The sequence below is a fragment of the Arthrobacter sp. TE12232 genome, assembly GCF_054062615.1.
Map to the genome: position 1 here is coordinate 470,383 of NZ_JBSSFK010000001.1, position 24,074 is coordinate 494,456.

Sequence of the window (24,074 nt, forward strand, 5' to 3'; positions counted from 1 at the left end):
TCCGGCCGATGTTGCGTTTGATGCCGCCGGCGCAAACATGGCCTTCGGCAGAGATGCCGTGTGGTCGCAGCTCAGTGAGCTGCGGTTTAACCGGCACGGAGGCGCCCTCGTAGTCCCCAGCATGGACGAGCCCACGGCCCTGGATGACCCGGGCCCCTGGTACGAGCTCTTACCCGGCAAGTAGTTCGGGTTGAGTCCTAAAGGAAACGGCTGGTTTGATACGTGCGGGTGCCCCTGCGTGGTCCAGAGCCTCCGGCCCTCCATTTTCAGCGTCTGTTTGGTCTTGACGGGACGGGGACGCCCTCGTTGACTAACGTGGGCCGTGGCGCCGTACCTAGATGACCCGCGCGCCTGGTACAAGCTCCTTGAGGAACCAGCTGGTCTGCTACGTTCACGCGGCTCTGGGCGATCCAGCGACGCCAGCCCGTCCGCTTGTTGCCGAGCCAGTGGATGGAGGCACGGTTCACCGTAGAAGTCATTCGGCTTTGAAAGTCAAGCTTTGTCAACAGGCAGGAAACAAAAAGCCTCTGACCTGCGGAAACACTGTGCCCGAGGTGGGACTCGAACTGCATTCCATCCCTTGCAAACAATGGACTCCCCCGGAAATATGCGGAGTCCGGCACCAGTACGTCCCGGTCCGACGCCCAAAGTGTGTACTTTGTACACACCCCAAATTGGCCAGCTCCAAGATCAGGACGTAGCCCCACCCTAGCTCCTTCGATCGCAGGAAGATCCCCGCTGATAGACGATATTGCGTCAAGCTCGCCCTCAGAAGCGGCTAGTAGGCGGATCGCCCGGCTACGGCTCGTGGGCGGGCTGGCGGAGAGATAGGGACAGCTTCAGCTCGGGGGGTGGTGGGTTTGGAAGATCCTGTCACTGATGTCATTGCGAAGAATATGGAACTGGCCCCCGTTGCCGTTGCCCGTACCGTCCAGGACGTAGAAGCCCCGAACGGCATCGTGGCCTCCCTCCGCCCCGTCCACGGCAGGAATCAGCTGCCGGCCCAGATGCCCCTTCGGGTCCCGAGTGTCCGGACCGTGGCGCCGCACGCACAGGCAAGTTCACCGATGGTCCACAGTGGTCCATCCCCGGTTGACTCTGCCATGTAGACAACGCTAATTTCCTGACGCCGCGTGAGGTGCAAGAGACCGGCCACCAAGCGCTCGCCAGCGGACCTGTGTCAGTGGGCGTAGCTGTCCGAATCTAGCCGTGCCGGTCTCCCTGTGTTGAGTGAATTGATTCCAAGGAGTTCGGTCTCGGTGAGTTCGAAGTCAAAAATGTCCAAATTCTCCCGCTGCCGCTGCGGATTTGCGGACTTGGCTGCGGTCGGGATTCCCTGTTGGGTGTGCCATCTGAGAACGACCTGGCTCGGCGTCTTGCCGTACTTTGCTGCCGGTGCTGTTACTGCCGGGTCTTGCAGGAATGAGCCGCCCCTCCCAAGTGGGCTGTAGGCACCGGTGACAACACCATTCTGACCATGAAGTTCCCGGATGTCGGTGGACACGTGTTCCGGATCGAGCTGGATTTGGTTGACATGCGGCACAAGACCGACGTCGAAGAGCCGCTGCAGGTGGGACGGTTTGAAGTTCGACGTGCCGATCGAACGGACTTTGCCGCTTCGAAGCAGAGCTTCCAGGCCTTGGAAGGCTTCAACGTAACGGCCCTGGGCGGGGTCTGGCCAATGTATGAGAAAAAGGTCGATGTAGTCCACGCCGAGGCGTGAGGCGCTGGATTCAAAGGCCTGGAGGACTCCGCCGATGCTGTGCCACTGCTTATTGAACTTGGAAGTAATGAAAACGTCCTCACGAGCGATTCCGCTGCGGCGCAGGCCCTCACCGACTCCGGATTCATTTCCATAGTTCTCGGCCGTATCTATGAGCCGGTATCCGTGGGCCGCCGCAGTTTCGACTGCCGTGGCTGCTTCGACATTGTTCATGGGCCATGTGCCGAGACCCAAGACAGGCATCTGCACCCCATTCGCCAGTTTGATGGTCGGTGTGATCACAGCTGTGGGTTCGCTCTCATTTTGTGTTTCCAGGCAATAGGGTGGCGATTCGGATGGCTCGCGCCGTAAAGTCCGGGCGTCATGACGGCGGAGGACTTGTTCCGGCTACGCCGCGTGCAGTTCCTCGGCGACGATCCTGCCCGTGCGCTCCAGCAGAGCTGATGCATTTTGCAAGCATGTCTCAAGGTCGGGTTCGAGGTCGAGGAGACTGTATGACTTGCGGAACCCGGCGTCCTGGAGTTCTGTTTCGGTGAGGCTTGTGCTTCCGCACACGGCGATGACCGGGATGCCTGCTGATATGGCTGCTTTTGCGGTGCCGACGGCGGCTTTGCCTCCCAGACTTTGATGGTCCAGACGACCCTCGCCACTGATAAGGAGGTCGGCTCCGGCCAGCCGGGCATGAAAATTAGTCAGGTCGTGGACGAAGCTCACTCCTGATTCGCGACGGGCGGCGAGGACGGCTATCAGGGCGTATCCGGCGCCCCCGGCCGCGCCGGATCCTCCGGCCCGCGCCGCTTTGGCCGCGCGCGGGCCGATCGCCGCTTCAAGCATGCCGGCAAAGTGGGCCAAGGCGCCTTCGAGCTGTTCTACTTCGTCGTTGCCGGCCCCTTTTTGGCGACTGAAAACGGCTGCTGCCCCGTGCGGTCCAAGGAAGGGGTTGTCGACGTCGCTGGCAAGGACGAACCGTGCCGAGCGCAGGCGTCTGTCCAAGCCCTCCAAATGGATGCGGCTAATGTCCGCCAGAGCTGCGCCACCCCTTGCGATGGGCGTGCCGGTTGAGTCCAGGAATTCTGCGCCCAGGGCTGTGAGCAGGCCGGCTCCCCCATCGGTGCTGGCGCTTCCGCCGGCACCGACGATGATCTTGGTGCATCCGCCATCCAGAGCTGCCCGAATCAGCTGCCCTGTTCCAAGGCTCGTGGCTCCGAGAGGATCGAAGACGCCGTCGGGGAGCAGGGCCAGCCCGGAGGCCTGGGCGAGTTCAATCACCGCTTCGTGGCCGCGTTTGGCGAACGCAGCTTCTGTCGGAAGGCCGGTCGGGCCGGACACCGTCACGACGTGCCTCGTAAAGCCCGCAGCGATGGCTGCGTCCAAGGTCCCTTCTCCGCCGTCGGCTATTGGGATTTCCTCAATGATGGTGCCCGGTGATGCCGTCTTGATTCCTCGGCTCAGGTTTTGGGCTGCCTCGGCCGAGGACAGCGAGCCTTTGAATTTGTCAGTTGCAATTACTATTCGCATGTGGATTCCTTCGCGGTGATACCGGGGTGCAGCGTCTCGGACAGTGCAGGCTGGTGGGGCCAAGGGACCGCCGGTGATGACATGAGTTGGGTTTCCGGGGGCGGCAGATTTGCGGGGATGGAAGAGCCGGCGCCCCCGGCAGCTGCTGCATCGTGTCGGGCTGGGGTCCCGGGAGAAGGCATGGGCTCTTCCGACACAGTGTGGGCAGGCCCGGGAAGCGCCTGCGGGTTCTCCTGAACCGGCAGGCGCTCTCCCTGTCAGTAGACTGCTCTGCCTCCGGAGAGGTCGAAAACGAAACCCGTCGTGTAGGAGGCTTCCGGTGACGCGATGTATTCGACCAGTGCTGCGGCCTCTTCCGGGGTTCCCAGGCGCCGCATCGGGATCCGTTGCAGGTCTTCGGCTGTCGGCGGCTTGCCGCTGATAAGTGGAGTAGCAATCTTGCCCGGTGCGATGGCATTGATGGTGACTCCGGTCGTGGCGTACTCCTTTGCCAGGGCCTTCACGAGGCCGGTAATTCCGGCTTTGCTGGCGGAGTACCCGGTCATCCCGGGGACGCCCTCCTTGCCCGCAGTGGACGAGAAGTGAATGAGCCGACCAAAGCCGTTGGCAGCCATCTGCGGGAGGACCGCTTGGGAAAGGGCAAACGCACCGGTGAGATTGACGCGGATGAGCTTGTCGAACTCGTCGAGGGTTTCCTCCGCGGATGGCTGGATCTTCCCCAGGATCCCGGCTGTATTAACGACGACGTCCATGCCACCCAGCAGTGAGGTCGCGTGTTTAACGGCGTCCTTGACGGATCGACCGTCTGAGATGTCGATGGACAATTGCGGGTACCGGCTTTCGTGGCTGGGCCAATTGGCTGTCGCAAGGTCGGCGCTGACCACCCGGTTCCCTTTCCTCGCCAGTAGCTCTGCCGTTGCTTGGCCCATGCCGGAGGCCGCCCCCACCACGAAGCAACGGAAACCCCCAGGGTCGCTGGGTCTGGCGAATACTTCCGCCGTCGGTTCGTGACTTGCGTCGTCGGCGATGCTGTGGTTCGGCATCGGTTCAGAGCCCCTGGGCGCGGAAATACGCCGAGGCCCGGGCGGCGGATGCTGCGGGGTCCGGGAACAGCCCGATGCTGTTCGCCGCTTCGAAAAGGTCCGCCAGATGCAGGATTGAGCGGCCGGATTCAAGGCCGGCGACCATTCGGAAGTGGCTCTGCCACCCCGTAAGGTAGCTGAGCCAGACGACGCCCACTTTGTAGTACTGGGTCGGGGCTTCGAAAATCAGGCGGCTCAGCTGGACGGTCGGGTCGAGGATTTGCCGGAACCCGGTGACGTCTCCGCGGTCAAGCTTGGCGAACGCGGCTGATGCGAAACGGGGCACTGCGGCGAACGCGCCCAGGAGGGCGTCACTGTGCCCGTGTTCGTCCCCGGCGATGAGATCGGCGTAGTTGAAGTCGTCGCCGGTGAAGAGGCGGACTCCCGCTGGGAGCCGGCGCCGGAAGCTGATCTCATGATCCTTATCGAGCAGTGAGATCTTGATCCCGGCGACCTTGTCCTTCGTCGACTCGATGAGACCCAGCACGGTTTCGGCTGCCTGCGGGATGGATCGGTGGCCCCAGTATCCTTCAAGGGCGGGGTCGAACATGGACCCGAGCCAATGCAGGATCACCGGCCGCTGCGCGGCGTCCAGGACCTTGCCGTAGACCTCGAGGTAGTCATCGGGGCTCTTAGCGGACAGTGCAAGGTGGCGGCTGGCCATCATGACGACGTTCCCTCCTGCCGCCTCGATTTCGCCGAGCTGCTCGATATAGGCATCAGCGATTTCTTCCAGCGGATGGGGGCCCGGGTTAAGCTGATCCGTTGCGATTCCGACGACGACGGAGCCGCCGACGGCGCGGGCTTCTGTAAGGGTGCGCCGGGCGAGAGTGAGGGCCTCCTTGGGGCCGAGTCCCATGCCCCGCTGTGCGGTGTCCATGCTCTCGGCGACGCCCAGGCCCAGATCCCAGAGAGCATGCCGGATCTTGAGGGTCGCGTCCCAGTCGATGGCCGCGGAACCGGCACTGGCCAGGAGCGGATCCGCCACGACGTGCCCGGCGGCGTAAGCGATGCGGGACGCGGGCGGGGTGCTGCAGGTTTCAAGTTCTGCCGGCTCGGCGAGTTTGACGGTGCGGTACTGACCGTCCGGGGCGGGAAGCTGGATGGTGTTCACGGTGCTCATACGAGTTGGCGCTCCATTGCGTTGACGGGTTCGGTGACGTAGCGGTTGAAGCTGGCTACGGTGCGTTCGATGATGGTTTCCAACGGCAACGTCCAGATGTCGTCGTTGAAGATTTCGACCTCCACAGGGCCGGTGTAGCCGGCGCGGCGGACGGAGGAGGTCAGGGAGGCGAGGTCGATACCTCCGTCTCCGGGGAAGAGCCGGCCGTTCATGTTTTCCGCTCCAGGCAGCGGCAGTGCAAAGTCGCTGACCTGATAGCCGGCGATCCGCGGGCCGGCCTCCAGTATGTCGTCGTGAAAATTGGAGTCCCAGTAGGTGGCGTAGGCATCAACAAGGATTCCTACGGTGTCGGCCGGCAGATCCTTGATGACGCGCAGCGCCTGGGCGATTGTGGTGACGATGCTGCGGCCGTCCACGAACAAGGGGTGCAGCGGTTCGAGAGCTAGTCGGACACCGGCTTCCCGGGCATGCGGTTCAAGCTCTTCCAGCGCGGTGCGCAGCCGCTGCTCCGCGTGCCGGATGCTGCGGTCCCGGGCTGGAAGTCCGCCGGCGATCAGGGTCAGCATGGGGCTGCCGACCGCATGCGAGAGGTGGAGCGCCCGTTTGACGCCGTCCATCGCGGTCCTCAGTTCGGCGCCGTCTTTGTCGGCAAGGAATCCAGTCCTGCACACAGAGCTGACGGACAAGCCCGCGTCGGCGAGCAGCCGCCGGGTGCGGGCGATGCCGATCTCTTCCACTGGTTCGATCCAGAGGCCGATGTGTCGGATTCCGGCACGCATCGCAGCTTCTGCTGTCGCGATCAGCGGGTACGGGCGTGTCGTGGCCTGGTTGAGGCTGAGCTCGATGGTGGTCTCCTGGTGCGGTTGGGGTGTCATCGGGATGCCCCCGATTCGGCCAGTGAGTTCGACATATGGGTGAAGCGAGGTGATTGCACGGAGGTGCTGCCGATTCGAACCGGCAGGCCCGTACGGGCTGATTCGTAGACGGCGGCGACGATCTGCAGGGACTTCATCGCCTCGCGCCCGCTGACGCAGGGCGCACGGCCGGCGCGCACTGCGCCGACGAAGTCGGCGACCTGGAGCTTGTGCAACGGCAGAAGCCTTGCGTTGACTTCAGATACGGGAATGTCTCCCGTGAGACCGTCCGAAAACACGGTGCCCGCCTGCTCTTCGCCGGGAACTGCCCATAGGTCATTGACTGCGTCGGAACCTTCCGGGTACTCCGTGACGTTCACGGTGGCACCGTTGCTTCCGGTGACAACGAGGCGGGTCCCGAGATTCGGGGCCGCGGCAACCGTGGCGCTGAGGGTGGCGACGGCCCCGGACGCGAACGTGATGAGCGCCGCCGCGGTGTCTTCGACTTCGATCGCCTCCCCGAGGACGAAGGTCCCGGCTTTGGCGCTGACTTCGACGGGATCGCCCATGAACCACTGGAGGAGGTCGATGTAGTGGATCGCCTGGGTCATCAGCACTCCCCCGCCGTCGGCGGCCCAGGTGCCGCGCCATGCGGCAGCGTTGTAGTAGTCGGTGTCGCGGTGCAGGAGCACCTGGCAATGTCCCAGCATCGGCCGGCCGAGGCGGCCGTCGTCGATGGCGGCCCGGAGGGCTTGTGCGCCAGGCCAGAAGCGGCGCTGGAACACTACTCCGAACGTGACATTGTGACGCTCGGCCGCGAGCACCATCCGTTCGGCGGCGGCGACATCGGTGGCGACGGGCTTTTCGCACAAGATATGCACGCCCGCCACCGCGGCTTCGGTCACGACGGCCTCGTGGGTCGGGTGCGGCGTGCAGACGCTGAGCGCGTCTATGCCCAGGTCGATGAGCTCACGGACCGAGCCGACGGCGGCTGCGATGCCGCGCTCGGCCGCGAAGGCCTGCGCACGTCCGAGGTCGACGTCGCATACGCCGGCGATTTCGACGTCGGGCAGGGATGAGTAGGACTGGAAATGGTTATCGGCGATGTTGCCGCAGCCGACGATTCCGACGCGGAAGGGGTGACTCATGAGTGCTCTCCTGACGGGATGGCGGCGGTCTGTGGCTTGTCGGTGGAGATCGGTGCTCCGAGCTTGTCCAGGGGGATTTTGAAGGTCTCTTTGGCAGTGAGGGCGCCTGCCACGGCGACGAGGGAGATGATCGCTGAGATCACTGCCACCGGCAGCCAGTCCGTTGGGTTGCCGGCCGTCAGGGCGGTGTAGATCGTGGGAGCGAAGCCGGCCGCGATCAAGCCGATCTGCAGTCCGAGGGCCATGCCCGTCTGCCGGACCTTGAGGTTGAACATCTCTGCGAAGAAGGACGGATATGTGGCATTGATCGCGGCGTAAGCGCACGACACTGACAGGAAGCCGGTGAGGAACAGCAGCGGCACGTTGCCCGATTGGATTGATGCGAAGTAGGCAAAGATCATTCCGGCGCAGCCGAGGTTTCCGGCAATGAACACCGGTTTGCGCCCGATCCGGTCGGACAGCTTGGCCAGCAGAGGCTGGGTCGCGAGAGCGCAGATGTGGCTGACGATTAGGACCCACAGCATCGTGCTTCGCGGGATGGCATAGACGCCGGTGGCGAATGAGAGTGCAAAGACCTTGATGACCGTATCGATGGCGAAGGCCAGCGAGCAGAAAGTGACTCGCACGATGGCACTCCAGTGGGACCGGAACACTTCCACGACGGGCACCTTCACCAAGGCGTGGTCCTCCCGGGCTTCAAGGAAGGCTTCAGGCTCGGTGAGCTTGGACCGGATCACGAATCCGGCGATGGTGACGAATGCGCTGAGGAGGAACGGGATGCGCCAACCCCAGCTGAGGAGTTGCGCTTCGGGCATCGCAGAGATCGGCAGGAATACCAGTGTCGCCAGAACGAATCCGGCCACGATGCCGTTAGGCGCCCAGCTCGTGAAGAAGCCTCGGCGACCCTCCGGAGATACTTCGATGGTCAGCACCGTCGCGGCGGCAGTCTCGCCACCGACGGAGATGCCCTGGAGGATACGGAGAGTAATCAGCAGCACGGGTGCCAATGCGCCGATCTGGGAGTATCCGGGAAGGCAGCCAACCAGGAAAGTGGACGTTCCCATGAGAATGAGAATGAATACGAGGACCTTCTTCCGGCCGATCCGGTCGCCGAAGTGTCCCAAGAGGACGGCGCCGAGCGGGCGGGCCACGTAGGAGACGGCAAAGGTGGCCAACGCCGCGAGTGTTGCGACGCCTCCGGCCTCCGGGAAGAAGACCTTCCCGAAGACGAGAGCAGCAGCCAGTGCGTAGATGTAGTTGTCGTAGTACTCCAGTGTTCCGCCGGCCATGCTGGCTACGGCCGCACGGGCAGGGCTGTTTTTTGCACGCGGCGGATGGACCGCGGCGGCTTGCAGGGAGGTGTTCACTGATTTCTCCTTCATTGCAGATTCAGTCGTTTGAGTCCCGTTGGGGGCTAGGGGATGATGATGGTTTTGCCGCGCCCGAGATGACCGAGGGCAAAGGCTTGGATCGCTGCTGGTACGGCGTCGAAACCGTGGATCAGGTCATTGGGAAGTGCGGTGAGGCCGTGGGCGGCCACTAGTTCGGCGGCTGTGAGGAGGTCAGCCGTGGTGTAACAGAAGGTTCCGGTCAGGGTCAGCTCGCGGCGGACCAATTCCTGGGCCGTCGGGAGCGTCCCTCCCGGGGCGAGACCGGCGACGCAAATTGTGGAACCGGGTTCCATCAGCTCCATGACGGCGCTGATGGTGGCACCGTTCCCTACGGTGTCTATCGCGACGTTCCAGCGCTGTTCGGGCACGTCCCCGGGGGCGATCGCCGTCACGCCGTACTCTTCGATTGTTGCCCGGCGGAGTGCGTCAGGCTCGACGACGGTGATGCTTTCGGCGCCGAGGCTGCGGGCCTGAAGTGCGCCGGCCATCCCGATCGCACCGCCGCCGATGATGCCGAGCCGGGTACCGGCGGTAACTCCGGCCCGCGCGCAGGCGTGGACCCCAACGGCGATGGGCTCCACGAGGGCAAGGGCCCGCGGATCCGGTGTTCCGGGAACTGCGATTGTTTGGGCGGCATCGACCGCGAGGAAGCTTTGCAGGCCGCCGTCGAGGTCCCGCCCCATCAGCCGACGCTCACTGCACAGGGCGCGGGAGCCGGTGGCGCAGTCCAGGCAATGTCCGCAGACAATGTTGGGGTCGACGGCCACCAGCTGACCGGTGCTTCGGTCCGTGACGTTGGCGCCGACTTCCACGATGGTGCCGCCGAATTCGTGGCCGAGGACGGTCCCGGCCGGGACGCCGGGGTAGTTGCCGCGCCAGATGCTGACGTCTGTGCCGCACACGCCGATGCTCTCAATGCGGATCACCACTTCGTCAGGCGCCGGCGTTGACCACGGACGGTCCTCGATGAGGAGCTTTTCGGGTCCTGCCCAAGCCACTCCACGGCCAAGCGTCGAGGTCTTCATGAGGCTGAAACCAGTTCGGCTCCGCTGCGCGGCGCTGCGGCGCTGAGCATGGCGGCGTCTGCTGCGCGTCGACCGAACACGAAGCCGAAGATGATCCCGCCGACGTATCGGAGGTCCTGTGCGCCGCCCGCGTCGGCGCCCGCGGCGAACAGCCCGGCGACCGGACGGTTGTCACGGTCCAGGACCTGGCTATCGGCGTTGACACGCAGGCCGCCGAAGGGGATCGTGATGCACGGCTGCAGCTCAACGGCGCGGAACGGGCCCTTCTTGAGCGGGCTCGGGCTCTCCGGCAGCGGCGCGTCGAGGCTGACGGATTCTCCGTTGGAGGCGCGCCGGTAGTTCTCCAGCGTCGTGGCGAGGCCCGCGCGATCGACCCCCCAACCGGCCACTACTTCAATCAGTTCCTCCAGGGTCTCGGTTTCGGCAGTACGCGCGCCGAGTTGGGTCGCTTCGGCGTGCCGGTCAAGTGCCATGCCGCTGGGATATGGAACGGCCAGGGCACGTTGCTGCTGGACTTCGTCATCCCAGATCAGGACACCCCTCCGGCCCGGTTGCCGAACCACGGCCTGGTTCGAAACCTCATCACCGAGCGACTCATCCGTGAAGCGCCTGCCGAGCCGGTTGACCACGATTCCGTAGGCGGAAAAGTAGAGGGTGAGTCGGAGGAACACTTCGGGGGAAACAGGCAGCGGGCTGGGAAGAGTGTGACCGTAGAAGCCTGAAAGATGCCGGCTCGCGGCGCCGCCTGCGGCTGCACCCATGCGGAAACCGTCACCGACCGATTGCGGGTTACTGCGAACGCCAATGTCGTCCGCACCGCTGCCGATGAACTTCTGCTTCAGCTCGGGATCCCCCTGGAATCCGCCAGTAGCCAGGACGGTCGCGTTGCCGATCGCCGTCTTCCTTTCGCCGTCGTGCATGAAAGTCACTCCGGCCACGCGGCCGTCGTCGAGGATGAGTTCGACGTCGTTGACGCTGGTCAGGAGGCCACCGCCGGTGGAATCGACTTTTGCTGACCACGTCGCGATCAGGTTCTGAATGTCGATCTTGCACGCGCGTCCCCATTCGAGGTGATCGAGCCATTCGTCGCTGACTCTGACGCCGGCGTCGCGTACGTCCTGCACGGCTTGCTCATACCCTTCGACGACGAGCGGTCCAAGAACGGGGTCGCCGTCGGGTTGGATGCGGCGGAGAACTTCCACGTTCGGCGCCGTCCAGAGAATGCCTGCCGACAGAGCCGCGGAGCCGCCGGCGGCAGGGCCTTTCTCGAGCAGGAGAACCCGTCCTCCGAGATCGACGGCCCGGTTCGCGGCGGCAAGTCCGGCCGCGCCGGCTCCCACCACTACCAAATCGAAGGGCTTTGTAAGGTCAGTCATTGCATCTCTCCTGTGAGTTTGAAACGGATAACGTTTGCCACTATGTGTAAATGCCCGCTAGTGGCAATGGCAAAGGTTTACCATTACGCTAATGGGGTGTGCAGGAACCTGTCAAGAAGTAAATGACGGCGGCTTGGACATACCGAAGTGCCAGCTAGGCTGGACCGAGGCATACACCGAAGGAGTCTGGACGATGGCCACATTGCGGGAAGTAGCCGAGCTTGCGGCCGTTTCAGTGGCCACAGCTTCGCGCGTACTCAACGGTTCGGCGCATCCGGTATCGCGCGAAATTCGGGATAGTGTGCGTACGGCGGCCGAAACCCTGGGCTACACGCCGAGCGCCGCCGCCCAGGCCTTGAAGCAGCAGCGCAGCAAGATCATCGGAGTCATTGCCAGCGACATCCTCGACCCCTACTTCGCCGAATTGACTCGGGGTATAGAGATCGAAGCGGCCAAGTCCGGGTACGTCACCATTCTGGCCAATGCCAACAGGGACCCCGAACAGGAACGGACCAAGTTCCGGGTCCTCCGGGAACACCAGGCCTCCGGGATCGTTTTTTGCGGCAGCGACATTGAGGGCGCACCCGGGACCGCCCAGCTCGCGCGGGAGGTTAACCTCGCGGTGAGGGCCGGAACAAGAGTCGTGGCCCTGGCGCCGCGGGGATTCGATTCGACGAAGATCGTCATAGACAACGACGCTGCGTCCTACGAATTGACGCGGTACATGCTGTCCCTTGGCCATCGAAGAATTGCGTTCATTGGCGGTATGCCTGGTCTGACAGCAGTCGAACAGCGGGTCGTCGGCTATCGCCGCGCGATGTATGAGGCGCAGGCACTCCCCCACGTCATTGGCGGGACTGGCATGCGCCAGGAATCAGGGCGGGACGCGATGGCACGGCTCATCGCATCAGGTCAGCTTCCGGAAGCGATCGTGTGCGCCAATGACGAAATCGCAGTGGGCGTTCTCGCCTGCCTGTGGACCTCCGGTTATAAGACACCCGACGACGTGTCCGTCGCGGGCATCGGCGGCACCCGCGGCGGCGCCGTGTTTGGACTCACAACGATGACGTTGCCATTAGTGGAACTGGGCGGCCTCGCGGCCCGCTACATAGCCGATGCCAGCACCTCACCGCACGTTCCGGAACCTCCACACTTTGAACTGAGCCTGGGTACGACCACCGCGAAAGCGCCAGCCCGGTCTGCCCTGGGCAGCTGAGGACTTCGACAGCTCGCGGGGGCCTCCTCGCCCAGGCAAAGGCGCCCGCACTTTGGCGTCGTCGAGCGCATCACGAACCCGGCGAGCGCCAGCATCGCTGTTCAGCGCTTTCCGCGATTATGTACATCTCTGTGCACCTTCGCATGAACGGAGTCATGAGAGAGATGACTGTGGCCGACGGCCGCAGCCGAATCTCCATCCTCACCGGTCAGTTCCGGTGATCCTCTTCAATCCACCCTGAGTCCGGCAGCTTCCTGCGCGAGCCTGATGATCTGCTCCCAGTCGTTGTTTTCTACGGCTGCCTTCGGCGTGAGCCAGCTGCCGCCCACGCAGGAGTCGTTCGGCCAGGCGAGGTATCCGGGTGCTGAGCCGAGACTGGCGCCGCCTCGGGCAGAACTGCACCAGCTGCATGGGCGCTGAAATGGCGGCGAGGTAGTCGGGGCCGCCGGCAGGCCCCGCCGGGAAGAACCTCATGGCCTTCGGGCCGTGCTCGAGGACCATCATCATCACCTCACCGGCCTGGCAACTCCCGGGAGGACCGGAACGCCAAGCGACAGCATGTGTGCCAGCAGGCCCGGTGTCACACCGGGCTGACCAGGAAGCCACCTCGCCCTGCAGTAGCGGCCTCGGCCTGGCCCGGAGTGAGGCTGATGCCAGCGCCAACGTAGATGTCCGGACTTCGCTGCCCCACTGAAGAATAAGCCCTCACCCAGTCAATGCAGTCCATGGCGGGCGTCCCGCCAAAGCACTCGAATAGGCCGCCGTGTCATGCCCCGTAAAGGTCAAGAACCAAACCTGAAAGTCATGTCTCACAGAACTCATGGCCGCATGAACTCATGTCAGCAGAAAAGGAAGCACGGAGAGGGTCACCGATGAGCCGGGGCACCCCGACTACACGGTGTGGACTATGTGCACTCCGCCTGGGGCCGGACACACAGCCAACCTTCTCGCCCACACCCCACAGCCACCAACGAATCTGTAGAAGAATTCTTCAGGAATCCCCGCTGGTCATGTCATCATCACCACCACACGGCATGAATAAGTACTAGGCGAACGCCGGCCACCACAAGCACCCAGAAAGGACACCAGAGTTATCCCACATCCCAGCACGCGGAGGGCCCACCAGCCGGGCACCTGACCCGCCACCCACACAACTTCACAGGCCACTGCGGCGGCCAGGCACAAGACCGCGACAAGCGTCAGAGGGACCCACTCAGGGTCAATGAACACACGTTAAAGCAACAACCCCCTCTGACGAGGGGGAATGCTGTGCCCGAGATGGGACTCGAACTGCATTCGCTCCCCCGCAAACACTGGACTCCCCCGGAAACATGCGGAATCCGACCCGATCCGGTACCGGTACGACCCAGTCCGAAGCCCAAAGTGTGTACTTTGTACACACTTCCTTTTTTGCCACATTCCAGGCAACCCAAAGCCCTGCGTAGGAACCAGCGAAACGGCCAGTCAACGATGCTGAACTAAGTTCGCGCCTCCATAAACCAACCGGCTGGTTTAGGCGCCGACGCCGCCCACGAGAGGATGAGTGTCCCGCCTCAAATATCGTGAAGCAGGCCGCACCGAAATCTTGGCTGATGTCCGATATGGAGGATCCATTCACGGTGGTGATCGGCCCGGATGCCCTTCTTTAAATATCTTCACCCGCCGAGGACCACGGCAACTGCGAGCCCTCCCAGCGATATTCCGGCGCACGCCGTCCACAGAATGGCAGGCATGTTGGTGTCCATGTATTCCTGAGCGATCCCGCGGGCGCTCGAGCTGTACCGGCACCGCTGCGTGAGGTAGATAGTGCAAGCAGAGGCTATTGATACGGCCGCAAGCAACAGGATAGGCAGGCCGTAATGAGGAAGCCATCGCAGGGAGATGGCACTGACCGTAACGAGCGCCAGCGTGCTCCGGCCCCAGGCTAAAGCCGTTCTTTCGGGTTGAAGGCCCGGATCCTCGTGTAGGCCCTGATGGGACTGGCTAGCTCGGACCACTCGCCTCAACGCCAGACAATGAAAATGAGGATGACGATGGCAGCCAGCGCCCCCGTTGCTGCCAGAAACGGCACGATGAGGGGCATCGGCAATGGCTCCTTGTTCCTCATACTCCGTTCCACCCGGATCCAGCGCACCGCGGCGCCCGCGCTCAGCATCATGCCGAGGAGCAGCAGCAGGACCGCGAGTCCCTTGCGCGCCGGCTCCACGAAGAGGCCCGAGGTGAAGGCCTCAATGGCAATACCTCCGGCCACGAGTGCAAGAGATGTGCGGATCCAAGCAAGAAAAGTGCGTTCGTTTGCCAGAGTGAAGCGTGGATCCGGTTCGGTGCCGCCGGGAAGCAGACGTGCAGTAATTTTCCCGCGTGAGACCTGACCGGTGTCAGTGGGCGCTATTTCGTTGTTGTGCACGGCGAAGGTCCTTTTCGTAGACCTACGCCGAAGCAGTGCTAGAGACTGCCGGCGGGGCGGATGCGACGTCAGTCTGCAACAGCCGGTAGACGACTGCCATGTCGTCTCCGCCGTAGCCGGCTTCCTGGCACCGCTCGTAGAGCCTGTGGACGCGTTCGGCGACGGTCCAGCTCTCCTCCGGAGCCACCGAGCGGATATCCCCTATCGCGAGCCTGATGTCCTTGAGCAAGATGTCCACCTTCGCCCCGCCCGAGTAGTCCTCACGCAGCGCTGGCGGGAAAAGCCAATTGAGCGCAAAGGTGCTGGTCGAGGATGAATCCAGGATATCAACAGCCTTGTCAGGCTCGACACCGAGCCGTCCTGCCAACACCAGAGCTTCAGCTGTCGCCGCAGTGATCCCTGCCAGTAGGAGGTTGTGGATGACTTTCATGACCTGGCCGGCGCCGTCGCCACCGACGTGGTACGTCAGGGTGCTGAAACAGCGGAGCAGCGGATCGGCGGACTGCACGGTTTCCTCGTCCCCACCAGCGAGAATCTTGAGCCGGCCGTCTTCCGCCGCCTCGCGGCCCCCGCCGATCACGGGCGCGTCCAAATACCTGACACCCCGGCCCTGCGCGATACGCGCGTGGGCGGCCGATGCCTCGTGTCCGATGGTACCCATTTCAATGATCATCGACCCGGGGTCTGCCGACGCCACCACGGACTCGAACACGTGGTGCGCGATCTCGACGGTGGGCAGCATCATGAGAATGAAGTCTGCGCCCGGAACGGCGTCCTCGACGGATTCGAAAGTCTCGAGTCCCGCCTCTGCGGCGCGTAACCGTGCTCCGGGGAAGCTGTCCACCGCCCGCAACGCATATCCGCCATCGCTGATGTGGCGGGCGATGGGCTGTCCCATTGCTCCGAGACCGATAAAAGCGACTATCTGTTGCTTGATCATATGAGAATCTCCATTCAGTCTTAGTTGTTTTGCCAGCGGAGGAGTTTGGTGCGGATGGTGCGCAGGCACCAGGAGATGAGCATGGTGCCGGCCACGAGGATGATCAGGGTCGCGAAGTACTGGTCCATGCGGAAGGCCGCGGCGAAGTATTGCAGCCGGACACCCAGGCCGCTTTGGCCTGCGATCATTTCCCCGGCCACGGTGGCGAGCATCCCGAAGATGAAGCCCAGTTCCAGGCCGGTGAAGATCCCTGGCACGGCGCCGGGGAGGATGAATTTGGTGAAGGTCTCGTGCTTCTTTGCGCCCAGCACCCGGGCCATCAGCAGCCGGTCCCCGTCCGCGCTCTGCACACCGGCGAGGGTGTTGGAGAACACCACGAAGAAGGCCAGGCTGAAGGCCAGGGCGATCTTGGACTCCACGCCGATCCCGAACCAAAGCAGGAAGATCGGGGCCAGGGCAACGCGCGGCAGCGCGTTGATGGCTGTCAGGTACGGCTCGATGACGCGCAGCATGAACGGTGAGGCCGCCAGCGCCAGGGCCGCGAGCACCCCGGCGACGGAGGCCAGCGCCCACCCGGCGATCGCCCCGGTGAAGGTCGAAACAGCGTGGACCGTGACCAGATCAGTACCCAGCGATGCCCACAAGGCAGTCACGATGGCCGAGGGCTGGCCCACGTAGATCGGGTTCAGCGTGTGGTTGAGGACCAGCAGCTCCCAGGAACCGAACATGATCACGCCCAGGATGATCCACCCCAGCGGCACAGCCCACACATAATGCCGGCGCGGGATCACGGTGGAGCGCAGGGACGCCCCGGAGGACCTGGGCCGCTGCCCGGACCGTCCTTCCCGGGGCGGGTCCGGCCGGCTGCTCGGCGGTGCCATTATCTGGGGCCCGGGTGCGTTCTTGACGGTCATGATGCCAACTCCTCGCGGAACACGGACCAGATGTCCTGGTAGTACTTGTGGTAGGTGCTGCTGGACTGCAGCTCGAGCACGTTGCGCGGCCGCGGAAGATCGATCCGGAACTCGGCAATGATCTTTCCCGGACGGGACGAGAACACCAGGACCCGGTCGGCCATCACGATCGCCTCGGCGAGATCGTGGGTGACGAACAGGACCGAACTCTTCTGCTCTTCCCACCGCTGCAGGAACACCCCCTGCAGCCGCATCCGTGTTTCCGCGTCCAGCGCCGAGAACGGCTCGTCCATCAGGATCGTGCCCGGATGGCTGACCAGCGTCCGTGCCAACGCCGTACGCTGGCGCATCCCGTGCGAGAGCTGGGACGGATAGGACTTCAGGAATTTTCCGAGCCCGACCGAATCGAGCACCTCAGCAGCGCGGTCCCGCGCCTCGCGCTTGGCGGTCCCGCGCAACTCCAAGGGCAACGCCACGTTCGCCACCGCAGTACGCCACGGCAACAGGCCGTCCCGTGCCAGCAGGTAACCCACATCATGGTTCCCCTCCCGGATCGGCTCCCCCGCCAGGGTCACCTCACCCTCCGTGGGCTGCACCAGGCCGGCAACCATGTTCAGCACCGTGGTCTTGCCGCAGCCGGACGGACCCACCAGACACACAAACTCACCCGGCGCAACCCTCAGGCTCGTCGTATCCAACGCCAACACCGAACCACCATCCGGCGACCGGAACGACTGCGACACCCGATCCACCACAATCTCATCACCCGAAAACCGTGGGTCCCGGGTGACGTCGGATGGGGTTCGCATGGTCATTTGACGCTCTCGGACCAGACCATGTCCTTGGCCTGCTCCGTGATCTTGGTGCCCCGGGTCTTGACCGTGAAATCGACATAGGCCTGGAGCGCTGTCAGGTCGACTTTCGTATCAACGTTTTCGGCGTAAATGTCGACGGAGGCCTTGTACACTTCGTCGGCGTTGGCAAGATCCGCGGGCACGGAGACCTGGTTCCGCAGAATCTTGTAGAGTTCCTCGCGGTTCTTCGGATCCCGGATCCACTGGCTGGCCTCGTCCAGGGAAGTCTGGAAGCGCTTGCCGGTTTCCGGGTTCTTCTCAAGGAAGCTGCCCTGCGCCGCCCATAGCAGTGAGGTCTTGCCCACCCCCTGGAGCGTCTTGGGTACCGGGTTCTCATTCGTCGCTGCCTTGCGTGAGTCGGAAACCATGACTCCGAATCCCTTCGCGACAGCGATGTCCTGGGCGGTGCCGTAGAAGTAGACGGCGTCGACCTTCTTGTTCTCAAGTCCCGCGAGCATCGTGGAAGTCTGGCCCAGCGCCACGAAGGTCTTCGTCCCCGGGTCGATGCCGGCGTCCTCAAAGTTCGTGTGGGAGTGGAATTCCGCGCTGCCCCCGAGGGCCACCACACCCACGGTCTTGATATTGTTCAGCGTCTCCTCATAGGTGCCACCTACTTTGTCCTTGAGGACCACGAGGCTGTAGATGGGCCGGGTCAGGATGTTCGTCACCACTTTCAGGTCGATACCTTGAGCGCGAGCGGGCGGAACGTTGTCCGGCCCCGTGTTGATGAAGTCGACTTGGCCCCCGACCATGGCGGTAATCGACGCTGGAGTTGACGCGATGCTTACCGGGGTTCCGGCAATGCAGTTCTTCGCAAAGAACCCTTTGTCTTTGGCCACGGCGGCCTGGATGTTGATGATATTGCCGTCGTACCACTGATACTTGGCCGGATATGCCTTCTGACAGGAAGGATCTACTTCACCGGATGGAGCACTGGATGAATTGGCCGTGCCGCCGCACGCGGTCATGGCTAGAACGACGGTTGCCGCGGAAGCGGTCATAAGGGCGACGCGGCCTGCGTGCTTCTTTGCACGGAACATGATGATGCCTTTCAGAGAGAGGGGGTTAGACAAACGAGGGCAGCTGACTAGCTCGCTCCGCGGAGTATTCCGCCGTCGACGCAGATGACCTGGCCGGAGACGAAATCGGACAGTGGACTGGCGAGGAACTCGACGACGTTGGTGCAATCCTCGGGCCGTCCCAGCCGGCGCAGCGCACTCATCTGGGTCCATTGCTTGAGGCGTTCGGGATCAGCTGCGCCGAGGCGTTCCTTGAACTGGCCGGTGGCGATGAAACCGGGAGCAATGGCGTTGGCATTGACACCATGGGGCCCGAGCTCCTGGGCGAGGCAGCGCGTGTAGTGGGCCACCGCCCCCTTGGCCACTGCGTAGTCGGCGCCGTGGCCCTCGCCCAGGGCCATCACGCCTGTGAACGACGAGATCGTGATGATTTTCCCGGACTGCTGCTGCTTCATGTAAGGGGCCACCGCACCGGCGGTGTACACGGTGGAGTAGAAGTTCCGGGCAAACGTTGCCTTCATCGACTCGTCCACGATTTGTGTGGGTTGCGCGGCCGAGAAATCCCCGCCTCCCCCGGCGTTACAGACGGCGACGTCGATGCGGCCCCACTTCGCGTAGACGTCGTCGGCGAACGCCTTGGTCGCCTCCTCGTCGGTTGCGTCGACCTGCTTCATGAAGACCTCGGTACCGTACTGGGCGAGTGTCTTTTCCAGGCTGCCGTCCACGAGCTGGCTCTTTTCGGCCTCGTACTCGGACGCGGAGTCCAGGTTGAGGTCGCTGATGGCGATATGGGCGCCCATCTGGGCCAGGCGCTTGGCGTAGTCGAGGCCCAGCCCGCGGGCTGCTCCGGTGACGATGGCAACTTTTCCCTCAAGAGGCTTCATTTTCTTTCCAATCCTGATGTAACGGGGTGAGAGGATGCGGCCGTTTCGGCCAGGAACCTTTGTAAGACTGCGATGGAGGATTCGGGATCCTCCACTGTCGGCCAGTGGGCGACGTTCTTCAGGACAACGGTCTCCGTGCGCGCCGGCAGCAGTGCCGCCTCGCATGCGGCGACTTCCTGGGCCGTGGAGATGGCGTCGTCGGCACCGCGGACCAGGAGGACCGAGCAGTCCTGGTCCTCCGGAGGAGCGGCTTCACCGGCTTCGCTGATCGCCGCGCAGCACTCGGCGTAGCGATCGGCGTCCTGTCCCATGAGGAACTCGCGCACGAGTGTCACGGCCACAGGACGGGACTTCAGCGTGTGCGGGCTTAGGGCGGCCAAGCCGAAATCGTGCGCGACGCTCGCCATCCCGTTAGCCCGCGCGGCGGCTGCTCTGGCTGCAAATGCCGGCCGCTGGGAAAGTTCGGGTCCGGCGATCGGTGCGAAGAGCACCATCCCCCGGACCCGCGGCTCCTGGGCTGCCACATGTCTGGCAATGAGCGTTCCCAACGAATGCCCGACGAGGATGACGCTGTCGACTTCCCCCAGCTTCGCGATGGCGTTTTCGACGTCGATAATCCAGTCCCCGAACCCCTGTGGCCCGCGCCCGTTGCTCCGGCCGAGGCCGGTGAGATCAATCGAGACCGTCGGATACCCGGACTGGATGGCGCTCCGGAGCGGAAAATGGACGTTGGAATTGCCTCCCAGCCCGTGGATGAAGACCACGCCCGTGGACGGGGAAACCCCCGCTTCCGGGGTGCTGGTCTCGATGAATTTCGTGGGGAGCACCGGGTCAGGCGTGGGCTGCATTGGTCTGCGCCGCCTCACTGGCAGGGACCGGCAGGCCGATAGGCGACGGCTCGACGTCGTAGCTCTCCAGGCTGGCCTCGGACGTCATCTGCCAGTAGTCCGCGGACGTCCAGGGCATGTTCGCTGTGACGCGTCCCTTCGAATTCCGGTACCACGTGGAGCCGGTGGGCACGGTCCAGATCATCTTCTCCAGCTCCGCATCCATGCGTGCGTTGTAGTCCTCGAATACTTCGCGCTTCACCTCTGCGCTGGTGATACCACGTTCGATCATGTCCCGAATAATGGTCGCGATGTAGCCACTCTGCGCTTCGGCCTGGAAGAAGATGCTGCCGCCGACCCCCACGTTTGTGTTGGGCCCGTACAGGACGAAGAGGTTCGGGAAGTCCGGGACGGTGATGCCCAGGTACGCACGGGGGTCCTCGTCGCCCCAGACGTCGCGGATGGTCACGCCTCCCTTGCCTGCGAAGTCCACGGAGGAGAGCATCCGTGCCGCCTTGAACCCGGTCGCGAAGACAACGATGTCGGCGTCGTGTGCCCGCCCGTCCCCGTCAATCACGCCCGTCTCGGTGAATTCCAGTGCCCGGGCGTTCACGAGCTCCACGTTCTGGCGCCGGAACATCCGGACCCAGCCGTTGTCCCGCAGCATCCGCTTCATCAGCGGCGGGAAGGTGGGAACCAAAGCTTCCAGGAGGTCCTGGCGTTCGCCCAGCTCATCGGAGATGTAGCGCAGGAGGCGTTCACGAAGAGCCTGGTTGGCCTGACTGATGGTGCCGTCGGGGTGGTCCCAAGCCGGGTCCACGAGGGCAGCCGGGCGCATCACGTCATTCATGGAGAGCATGGTCCGCGCTCGGAACCAGCGTTCGTAGGCAGGAACATTCCCCAGGACCCACTTCTCGAACTCCGGCACGTCTTCCAGGTATCCCGGAACGCCGACCACCCACTGCGGGCTGCGCTGCAGGACGGTCAGCGTGTCGACGAGCGGAGCAATGGCCGGACCGATCTGGTTGGCGCTGGCGCCGTTGCCCACGAGCACTACCTTCTTGCCGGTCAGGTCAGCGGAGTGATCCCATTCTGCGGAGTGGAATGCCTTGCCGCGGAAGTTTCCGCGGCCCGGGAGGTCCGGAACGGCGGGCACGCTGAGCTGGCCGATTCCGCTGACCAGGACGTTTGTGCGGATCGTCTGCGTGCGCGCCCCAGTGATGGTTTCGAGGACCCACTCCGCGGTGGTCTCGTCGTAGGAAGCGGAGCCGATGCGGACACCGAAGGAGATGTGTTCCTCAAGGCCGAATATGCGGACGCATTCCTGGATGTAGGCGAGGATTTCCGGCTGCTTGGCGTAGTACCGGTTCCAGTCCTGCCTGCGGGCAAAGGAAAAGGAAAAGTAGTGGCTTGCGATGTCAACGCCGCAACCTGGGTAGGTATTGACCGCCCATGTCCCGCCGGCTTCGTCATTGGAGTCGTAGATGTGGAAAGGGATGCCCATGCGCTTGAGGTGGATCGCCGTCGCGATGCCGGACATGCCGGCTCCGATGATGGTGACCGAGAAGTCATCGGCCGACTCCGGGCGGACCGAGCTCCAATCGACAAAGGCGTCGCTGAGCAGCCCCATTTCCTTCAGGATGACCCGTTTCTCGTGGCCCGCCATCTCCCGTCCGGCGACGGTGTCAGCGAGTGAATCGAAGACCTCGCCGCTAGCCGGGGCATCCGGATGCGCACCGCCGGTTTCGGTGAGGACACTCGCCATGCGTTCGCGGAGCCGGTTCAGGACCTGGTCAGGGAACTTCGCGTCGGCCGACGTTGGTCCGGTGATGTAGGCCCGGCATTCATGGAGCAGAGTGACGTCACCGGTCATTTCCACGAGTGCCAGCAGGAGCGCGGTGGGGTCGGTGTGTGAGAGCTTGCGGAGCAGCTCATCGTGGGACATGGCCTTGAAATTTGCTTGGATGGTCATAGCCGTTCCTTCTCCGGGCACAAGCGTGCCCGGATAGAGGGGATGTCTTGGGGATGTCTTAGTTGTTTTGCCAGCGGAGGAGTTTGGTGCGGATGGTGCGCAGGCACCAGGAGATGAGCATGGTGCCGGCCACGAGGATGATCAGGGTCGCGAAGTACTGGTCCATGCGGAAGGCCGCGGCGAAGTATTGCAGCCGGACGCCCAGGCCGCTTTGGCCGGCGATCATTTCCCCGGCCACGGTGGCGAGCATCCCGAAGATGAAGCCCAGTTCCAGGCCGGTGAAGATCCCTGGCACGGCGCCGGGGAGGATGAATTTGGTGAAGGTCTCGTGCTTCTTTGCGCCCAGCACCCGGGCCATCAGCAGCCGGTCCCCGTCCGCGCTCTGCACACCGGCGAGGGTGTTGGAGAACACCACGAAGAAGGCCAGGCTGAAGGCCAGGGCGATCTTGGACTCCACGCCGATCCCGAACCAAAGCAGGAAGATCGGGGCCAGGGCAACGCGCGGCAGCGCGTTGATGGCTGTCAGGTACGGCTCGATGACGCGCAGCATGAACGGTGAGGCCGCCAGCGCCAGGGCCGCGAGCACCCCGGCGACGGAGGCCAGCGCCCACCCGGCGATCGCCCCGGTGAAGGTCGAAACAGCGTGGACCGTGACCAGATCAGTACCCAGCGATGCCCACAAGGCAGTCACGATGGCCGAGGGCTGGCCCACGTAGATCGGGTTCAGCGTGTGGTTGAGGACCAGCAGCTCCCAGGAACCGAACATGATCACGCCCAGGATGATCCACCCCAGCGGCACAGCCCACACATAATGCCGGCGCGGGATCACGGTGGAGCGCAGGGACGCCCCGGAGGACCTGGGCCGCTGCCCGGACCGTCCTTCCCGGGGCGGGTCCGGCCGGCTGCTCGGCGGTGCCATTATCTGGGGCCCGGGTGCGTTCTTGACGGTCATGATGCCAACTCCTCGCGGAACACGGACCAGATGTCCTGGTAGTACTTGTGGTAGGTGCTGCTGGACTGCAGCTCGAGCACGTTGCGCGGCCGCGGAAGATCGATCCGGAACTCGGCAATGATCTTTCCCGGACGGGACGAGAACACCAGGACCCGGTCGGCCATCACGATCGCCTCGGCGAGATCGTGGGTGACGAACAGGACCGAACTCTTCTGCTCTTCCCACCGCTGCAGGAACACCCCCTGCAGCCGCATCCGTGTTTCCGCGTCCAGCGCCGAGAACGGCTCGTCCATCAGGATCGTGCCCGGATGGCTGACCAGCGTCCGTGCCAACGCCGTACGCTGGCGCATCCCGTGCGAGAGCTGGGACGGATAGGACTTCAGGAATTTTCCGAGCCCGACCGAATCGAGCACCTCAGCAGCGCGGTCCCGCGCCTCGCGCTTGGCGGTCCCGCGCAACTCCAAGGGCAACGCCACGTTCGCCACCGCAGTACGCCACGGCAACAGGCCGTCCCGTGCCAGCAGGTAACCCACATCATGGTTCCCCTCCCGGATCGGCTCCCCCGCCAGGGTCACCTCACCCTCCGTGGGCTGCACCAGGCCGGCAACCATGTTCAGCACCGTGGTCTTGCCGCAGCCGGACGGACCCACCAGACACACAAACTCACCCGGCGCAACCCTCAGGCTCGTCGTATCCAACGCCAACACCGAACCACCATCCGGCGACCGGAACGACTGCGACACCCGATCCACCACAATCTCATCACCCGAAAACCGGCCGGTTACGGACGGTGCGGGTCGGTCAACTTGTAAAGACACGCTCAGCTCCTTTGCTGCGTTGCTTTGACTT

The 24,074-nt window shown here is 63.7% G+C and carries 22 protein-coding genes; 1 reads left to right on the forward strand and 21 read right to left on the reverse strand.

Going from position 1 to position 24,074, the window contains the following annotated elements; all coding sequences use genetic code 11:
• Positions 1-1,180: 1,180 nt before the first annotated feature.
• The 9 genes from ACVWZ7_RS02125 to ACVWZ7_RS02165 form a co-directional block, all read right to left on the reverse strand.
• Positions 1,181-2,005: an aldo/keto reductase gene (locus tag ACVWZ7_RS02125; protein ID WP_456506804.1), complete on the reverse strand. Its 825-nt coding sequence runs from the start codon at positions 2,003-2,005 to the stop codon at positions 1,181-1,183.
• 105 nt (positions 2,006-2,110) lie between these two features.
• Positions 2,111-3,241: a glycerate kinase gene (locus ACVWZ7_RS02130; RefSeq protein WP_456506805.1), complete on the reverse strand. Its 1,131-nt coding sequence runs from the start codon at positions 3,239-3,241 to the stop codon at positions 2,111-2,113.
• Positions 3,242-3,498: 257 nt separating this feature from the next.
• Positions 3,499-4,284, reverse strand: coding sequence for an SDR family NAD(P)-dependent oxidoreductase (locus tag ACVWZ7_RS02135; protein WP_456506806.1), 786 nt, complete (start codon positions 4,282-4,284; stop codon positions 3,499-3,501).
• 4 nt (positions 4,285-4,288) lie between these two features.
• Positions 4,289-5,446, reverse strand: coding sequence for a dihydrodipicolinate synthase family protein (locus ACVWZ7_RS02140; RefSeq protein ID WP_456506807.1), 1,158 nt, complete (start codon positions 5,444-5,446; stop codon positions 4,289-4,291).
• The gene (locus ACVWZ7_RS02145) at positions 5,443-6,321 is read right to left on the reverse strand and encodes a sugar phosphate isomerase/epimerase family protein (RefSeq protein ID WP_456506808.1); all 879 of its coding nucleotides are present in this window, start codon (positions 6,319-6,321) and stop codon (positions 5,443-5,445) included. Before ACVWZ7_RS02145 ends, ACVWZ7_RS02140 begins: the two co-directional genes overlap by 4 nt.
• The gene (locus ACVWZ7_RS02150) at positions 6,318-7,448 is read right to left on the reverse strand and encodes a Gfo/Idh/MocA family protein (RefSeq protein WP_456506809.1); all 1,131 of its coding nucleotides are present in this window, start codon (positions 7,446-7,448) and stop codon (positions 6,318-6,320) included. The genes ACVWZ7_RS02145 and ACVWZ7_RS02150 overlap by 4 nt, the downstream gene beginning before the upstream one ends.
• A complete protein-coding gene (locus ACVWZ7_RS02155; RefSeq protein ID WP_456506810.1) occupies positions 7,445-8,815 on the reverse strand; it encodes an MFS transporter in 1,371 nt (456 codons plus the stop codon). Before ACVWZ7_RS02155 ends, ACVWZ7_RS02150 begins: the two co-directional genes overlap by 4 nt.
• 47 nt (positions 8,816-8,862) lie before the next feature.
• Positions 8,863-9,864: a zinc-dependent alcohol dehydrogenase gene (locus ACVWZ7_RS02160; protein ID WP_456506811.1), complete on the reverse strand. Its 1,002-nt coding sequence runs from the start codon at positions 9,862-9,864 to the stop codon at positions 8,863-8,865.
• Positions 9,861-11,240, reverse strand: coding sequence for an FAD-binding protein (locus ACVWZ7_RS02165; RefSeq protein WP_456506812.1), 1,380 nt, complete (start codon positions 11,238-11,240; stop codon positions 9,861-9,863). The genes ACVWZ7_RS02160 and ACVWZ7_RS02165 overlap by 4 nt, the downstream gene beginning before the upstream one ends.
• 193 nt (positions 11,241-11,433) lie before the next feature.
• Here ACVWZ7_RS02165 and ACVWZ7_RS02170 point away from each other — a divergent pair, with 193 nt between their 5' ends.
• A complete protein-coding gene (locus ACVWZ7_RS02170) occupies positions 11,434-12,456 on the forward strand; it encodes a LacI family DNA-binding transcriptional regulator (protein ID WP_456506813.1) in 1,023 nt (340 codons plus the stop codon).
• A 227-nt stretch (positions 12,457-12,683) separates the two neighbouring features.
• Here the strand turns inward: ACVWZ7_RS02170 and ACVWZ7_RS02175 are convergent, their stop codons facing one another.
• The 12 genes from ACVWZ7_RS02175 to ACVWZ7_RS02230 form a co-directional block, all read right to left on the reverse strand.
• Entirely contained in the window at positions 12,684-12,785 is a 102-nt protein-coding gene (locus ACVWZ7_RS02175) for a hypothetical protein (RefSeq protein WP_456506814.1), read from the reverse strand.
• A 1,326-nt stretch (positions 12,786-14,111) separates the two neighbouring features.
• Positions 14,112-14,453, reverse strand: coding sequence for a DUF202 domain-containing protein (locus ACVWZ7_RS02180; protein ID WP_456506815.1), 342 nt, complete (start codon positions 14,451-14,453; stop codon positions 14,112-14,114).
• A 5-nt stretch (positions 14,454-14,458) separates the two neighbouring features.
• The gene (locus ACVWZ7_RS02185; RefSeq protein WP_456506816.1) at positions 14,459-14,863 is read right to left on the reverse strand and encodes a YidH family protein; all 405 of its coding nucleotides are present in this window, start codon (positions 14,861-14,863) and stop codon (positions 14,459-14,461) included.
• Between the two features lie 22 nt (positions 14,864-14,885).
• Positions 14,886-15,803 (reverse strand): NAD(P)-dependent oxidoreductase, encoded by a 918-nt coding sequence (locus tag ACVWZ7_RS02190; protein ID WP_456506817.1) that lies wholly within the window; start codon positions 15,801-15,803, stop codon positions 14,886-14,888.
• Between the two features lie 20 nt (positions 15,804-15,823).
• The gene (locus ACVWZ7_RS02195) at positions 15,824-16,717 is read right to left on the reverse strand and encodes an ABC transporter permease (RefSeq protein WP_456506818.1); all 894 of its coding nucleotides are present in this window, start codon (positions 16,715-16,717) and stop codon (positions 15,824-15,826) included.
• On the reverse strand, positions 16,714-17,526 hold the full coding sequence (locus ACVWZ7_RS02200) for an ABC transporter ATP-binding protein (protein ID WP_456506819.1): 813 nt from the start codon (positions 17,524-17,526) through the stop codon (positions 16,714-16,716). Before ACVWZ7_RS02200 ends, ACVWZ7_RS02195 begins: the two co-directional genes overlap by 4 nt.
• A gap of 2 nt (positions 17,527-17,528) precedes the next feature.
• Entirely contained in the window at positions 17,529-18,611 is a 1,083-nt protein-coding gene (locus tag ACVWZ7_RS02205; protein ID WP_456506820.1) for an ABC transporter substrate-binding protein, read from the reverse strand.
• A 47-nt stretch (positions 18,612-18,658) separates the two neighbouring features.
• On the reverse strand, positions 18,659-19,474 hold the full coding sequence (locus ACVWZ7_RS02210) for an SDR family NAD(P)-dependent oxidoreductase (RefSeq protein WP_456506821.1): 816 nt from the start codon (positions 19,472-19,474) through the stop codon (positions 18,659-18,661).
• Positions 19,471-20,322: an alpha/beta fold hydrolase gene (locus tag ACVWZ7_RS02215; RefSeq protein ID WP_456506822.1), complete on the reverse strand. Its 852-nt coding sequence runs from the start codon at positions 20,320-20,322 to the stop codon at positions 19,471-19,473. Before ACVWZ7_RS02215 ends, ACVWZ7_RS02210 begins: the two co-directional genes overlap by 4 nt.
• Positions 20,306-22,273, reverse strand: coding sequence for a flavin-containing monooxygenase (locus tag ACVWZ7_RS02220; RefSeq protein ID WP_456506823.1), 1,968 nt, complete (start codon positions 22,271-22,273; stop codon positions 20,306-20,308). Before ACVWZ7_RS02220 ends, ACVWZ7_RS02215 begins: the two co-directional genes overlap by 17 nt.
• Before the next feature lie 58 nt (positions 22,274-22,331).
• A complete protein-coding gene (locus ACVWZ7_RS02225; protein ID WP_456506818.1) occupies positions 22,332-23,225 on the reverse strand; it encodes an ABC transporter permease in 894 nt (297 codons plus the stop codon).
• The gene (locus ACVWZ7_RS02230; protein WP_456506824.1) at positions 23,222-24,043 is read right to left on the reverse strand and encodes an ABC transporter ATP-binding protein; all 822 of its coding nucleotides are present in this window, start codon (positions 24,041-24,043) and stop codon (positions 23,222-23,224) included. Before ACVWZ7_RS02230 ends, ACVWZ7_RS02225 begins: the two co-directional genes overlap by 4 nt.
• Positions 24,044-24,074 lie beyond the last annotated feature (31 nt).

Coding starts and splice junctions, on each gene's coding strand:
- ACVWZ7_RS02145 (WP_456506808.1), bottom strand. CDS start 6,321: ATGACACCCCAACCGCACCAGGAGACCACCATCGAGCTCAGCCTCAAC.
- ACVWZ7_RS02150 (WP_456506809.1), bottom strand. CDS start 7,448: ATGAGTCACCCCTTCCGCGTCGGAATCGTCGGCTGCGGCAACATCGCC.
- ACVWZ7_RS02195 (WP_456506818.1), bottom strand. CDS start 16,717: ATGACCGTCAAGAACGCACCCGGGCCCCAGATAATGGCACCGCCGAGC.
- ACVWZ7_RS02200 (WP_456506819.1), bottom strand. CDS start 17,526: ATGCGAACCCCATCCGACGTCACCCGGGACCCACGGTTTTCGGGTGAT.
- ACVWZ7_RS02220 (WP_456506823.1), bottom strand. CDS start 22,273: ATGACCATCCAAGCAAATTTCAAGGCCATGTCCCACGATGAGCTGCTC.
- ACVWZ7_RS02135 (WP_456506806.1), bottom strand. CDS start 4,284: ATGCCGAACCACAGCATCGCCGACGACGCAAGTCACGAACCGACGGCG.
- ACVWZ7_RS02190 (WP_456506817.1), bottom strand. CDS start 15,803: ATGATCAAGCAACAGATAGTCGCTTTTATCGGTCTCGGAGCAATGGGA.
- ACVWZ7_RS02205 (WP_456506820.1), bottom strand. CDS start 18,611: ATGTTCCGTGCAAAGAAGCACGCAGGCCGCGTCGCCCTTATGACCGCT.
- ACVWZ7_RS02170 (WP_456506813.1), top strand. CDS start 11,434: ATGGCCACATTGCGGGAAGTAGCCGAGCTTGCGGCCGTTTCAGTGGCC.
- ACVWZ7_RS02225 (WP_456506818.1), bottom strand. CDS start 23,225: ATGACCGTCAAGAACGCACCCGGGCCCCAGATAATGGCACCGCCGAGC.
- ACVWZ7_RS02130 (WP_456506805.1), bottom strand. CDS start 3,241: ATGCGAATAGTAATTGCAACTGACAAATTCAAAGGCTCGCTGTCCTCG.
- ACVWZ7_RS02210 (WP_456506821.1), bottom strand. CDS start 19,474: ATGAAGCCTCTTGAGGGAAAAGTTGCCATCGTCACCGGAGCAGCCCGC.
- ACVWZ7_RS02215 (WP_456506822.1), bottom strand. CDS start 20,322: ATGCAGCCCACGCCTGACCCGGTGCTCCCCACGAAATTCATCGAGACC.
- ACVWZ7_RS02165 (WP_456506812.1), bottom strand. CDS start 11,240: ATGACTGACCTTACAAAGCCCTTCGATTTGGTAGTGGTGGGAGCCGGC.
- ACVWZ7_RS02160 (WP_456506811.1), bottom strand. CDS start 9,864: ATGAAGACCTCGACGCTTGGCCGTGGAGTGGCTTGGGCAGGACCCGAA.
- ACVWZ7_RS02140 (WP_456506807.1), bottom strand. CDS start 5,446: ATGAGCACCGTGAACACCATCCAGCTTCCCGCCCCGGACGGTCAGTAC.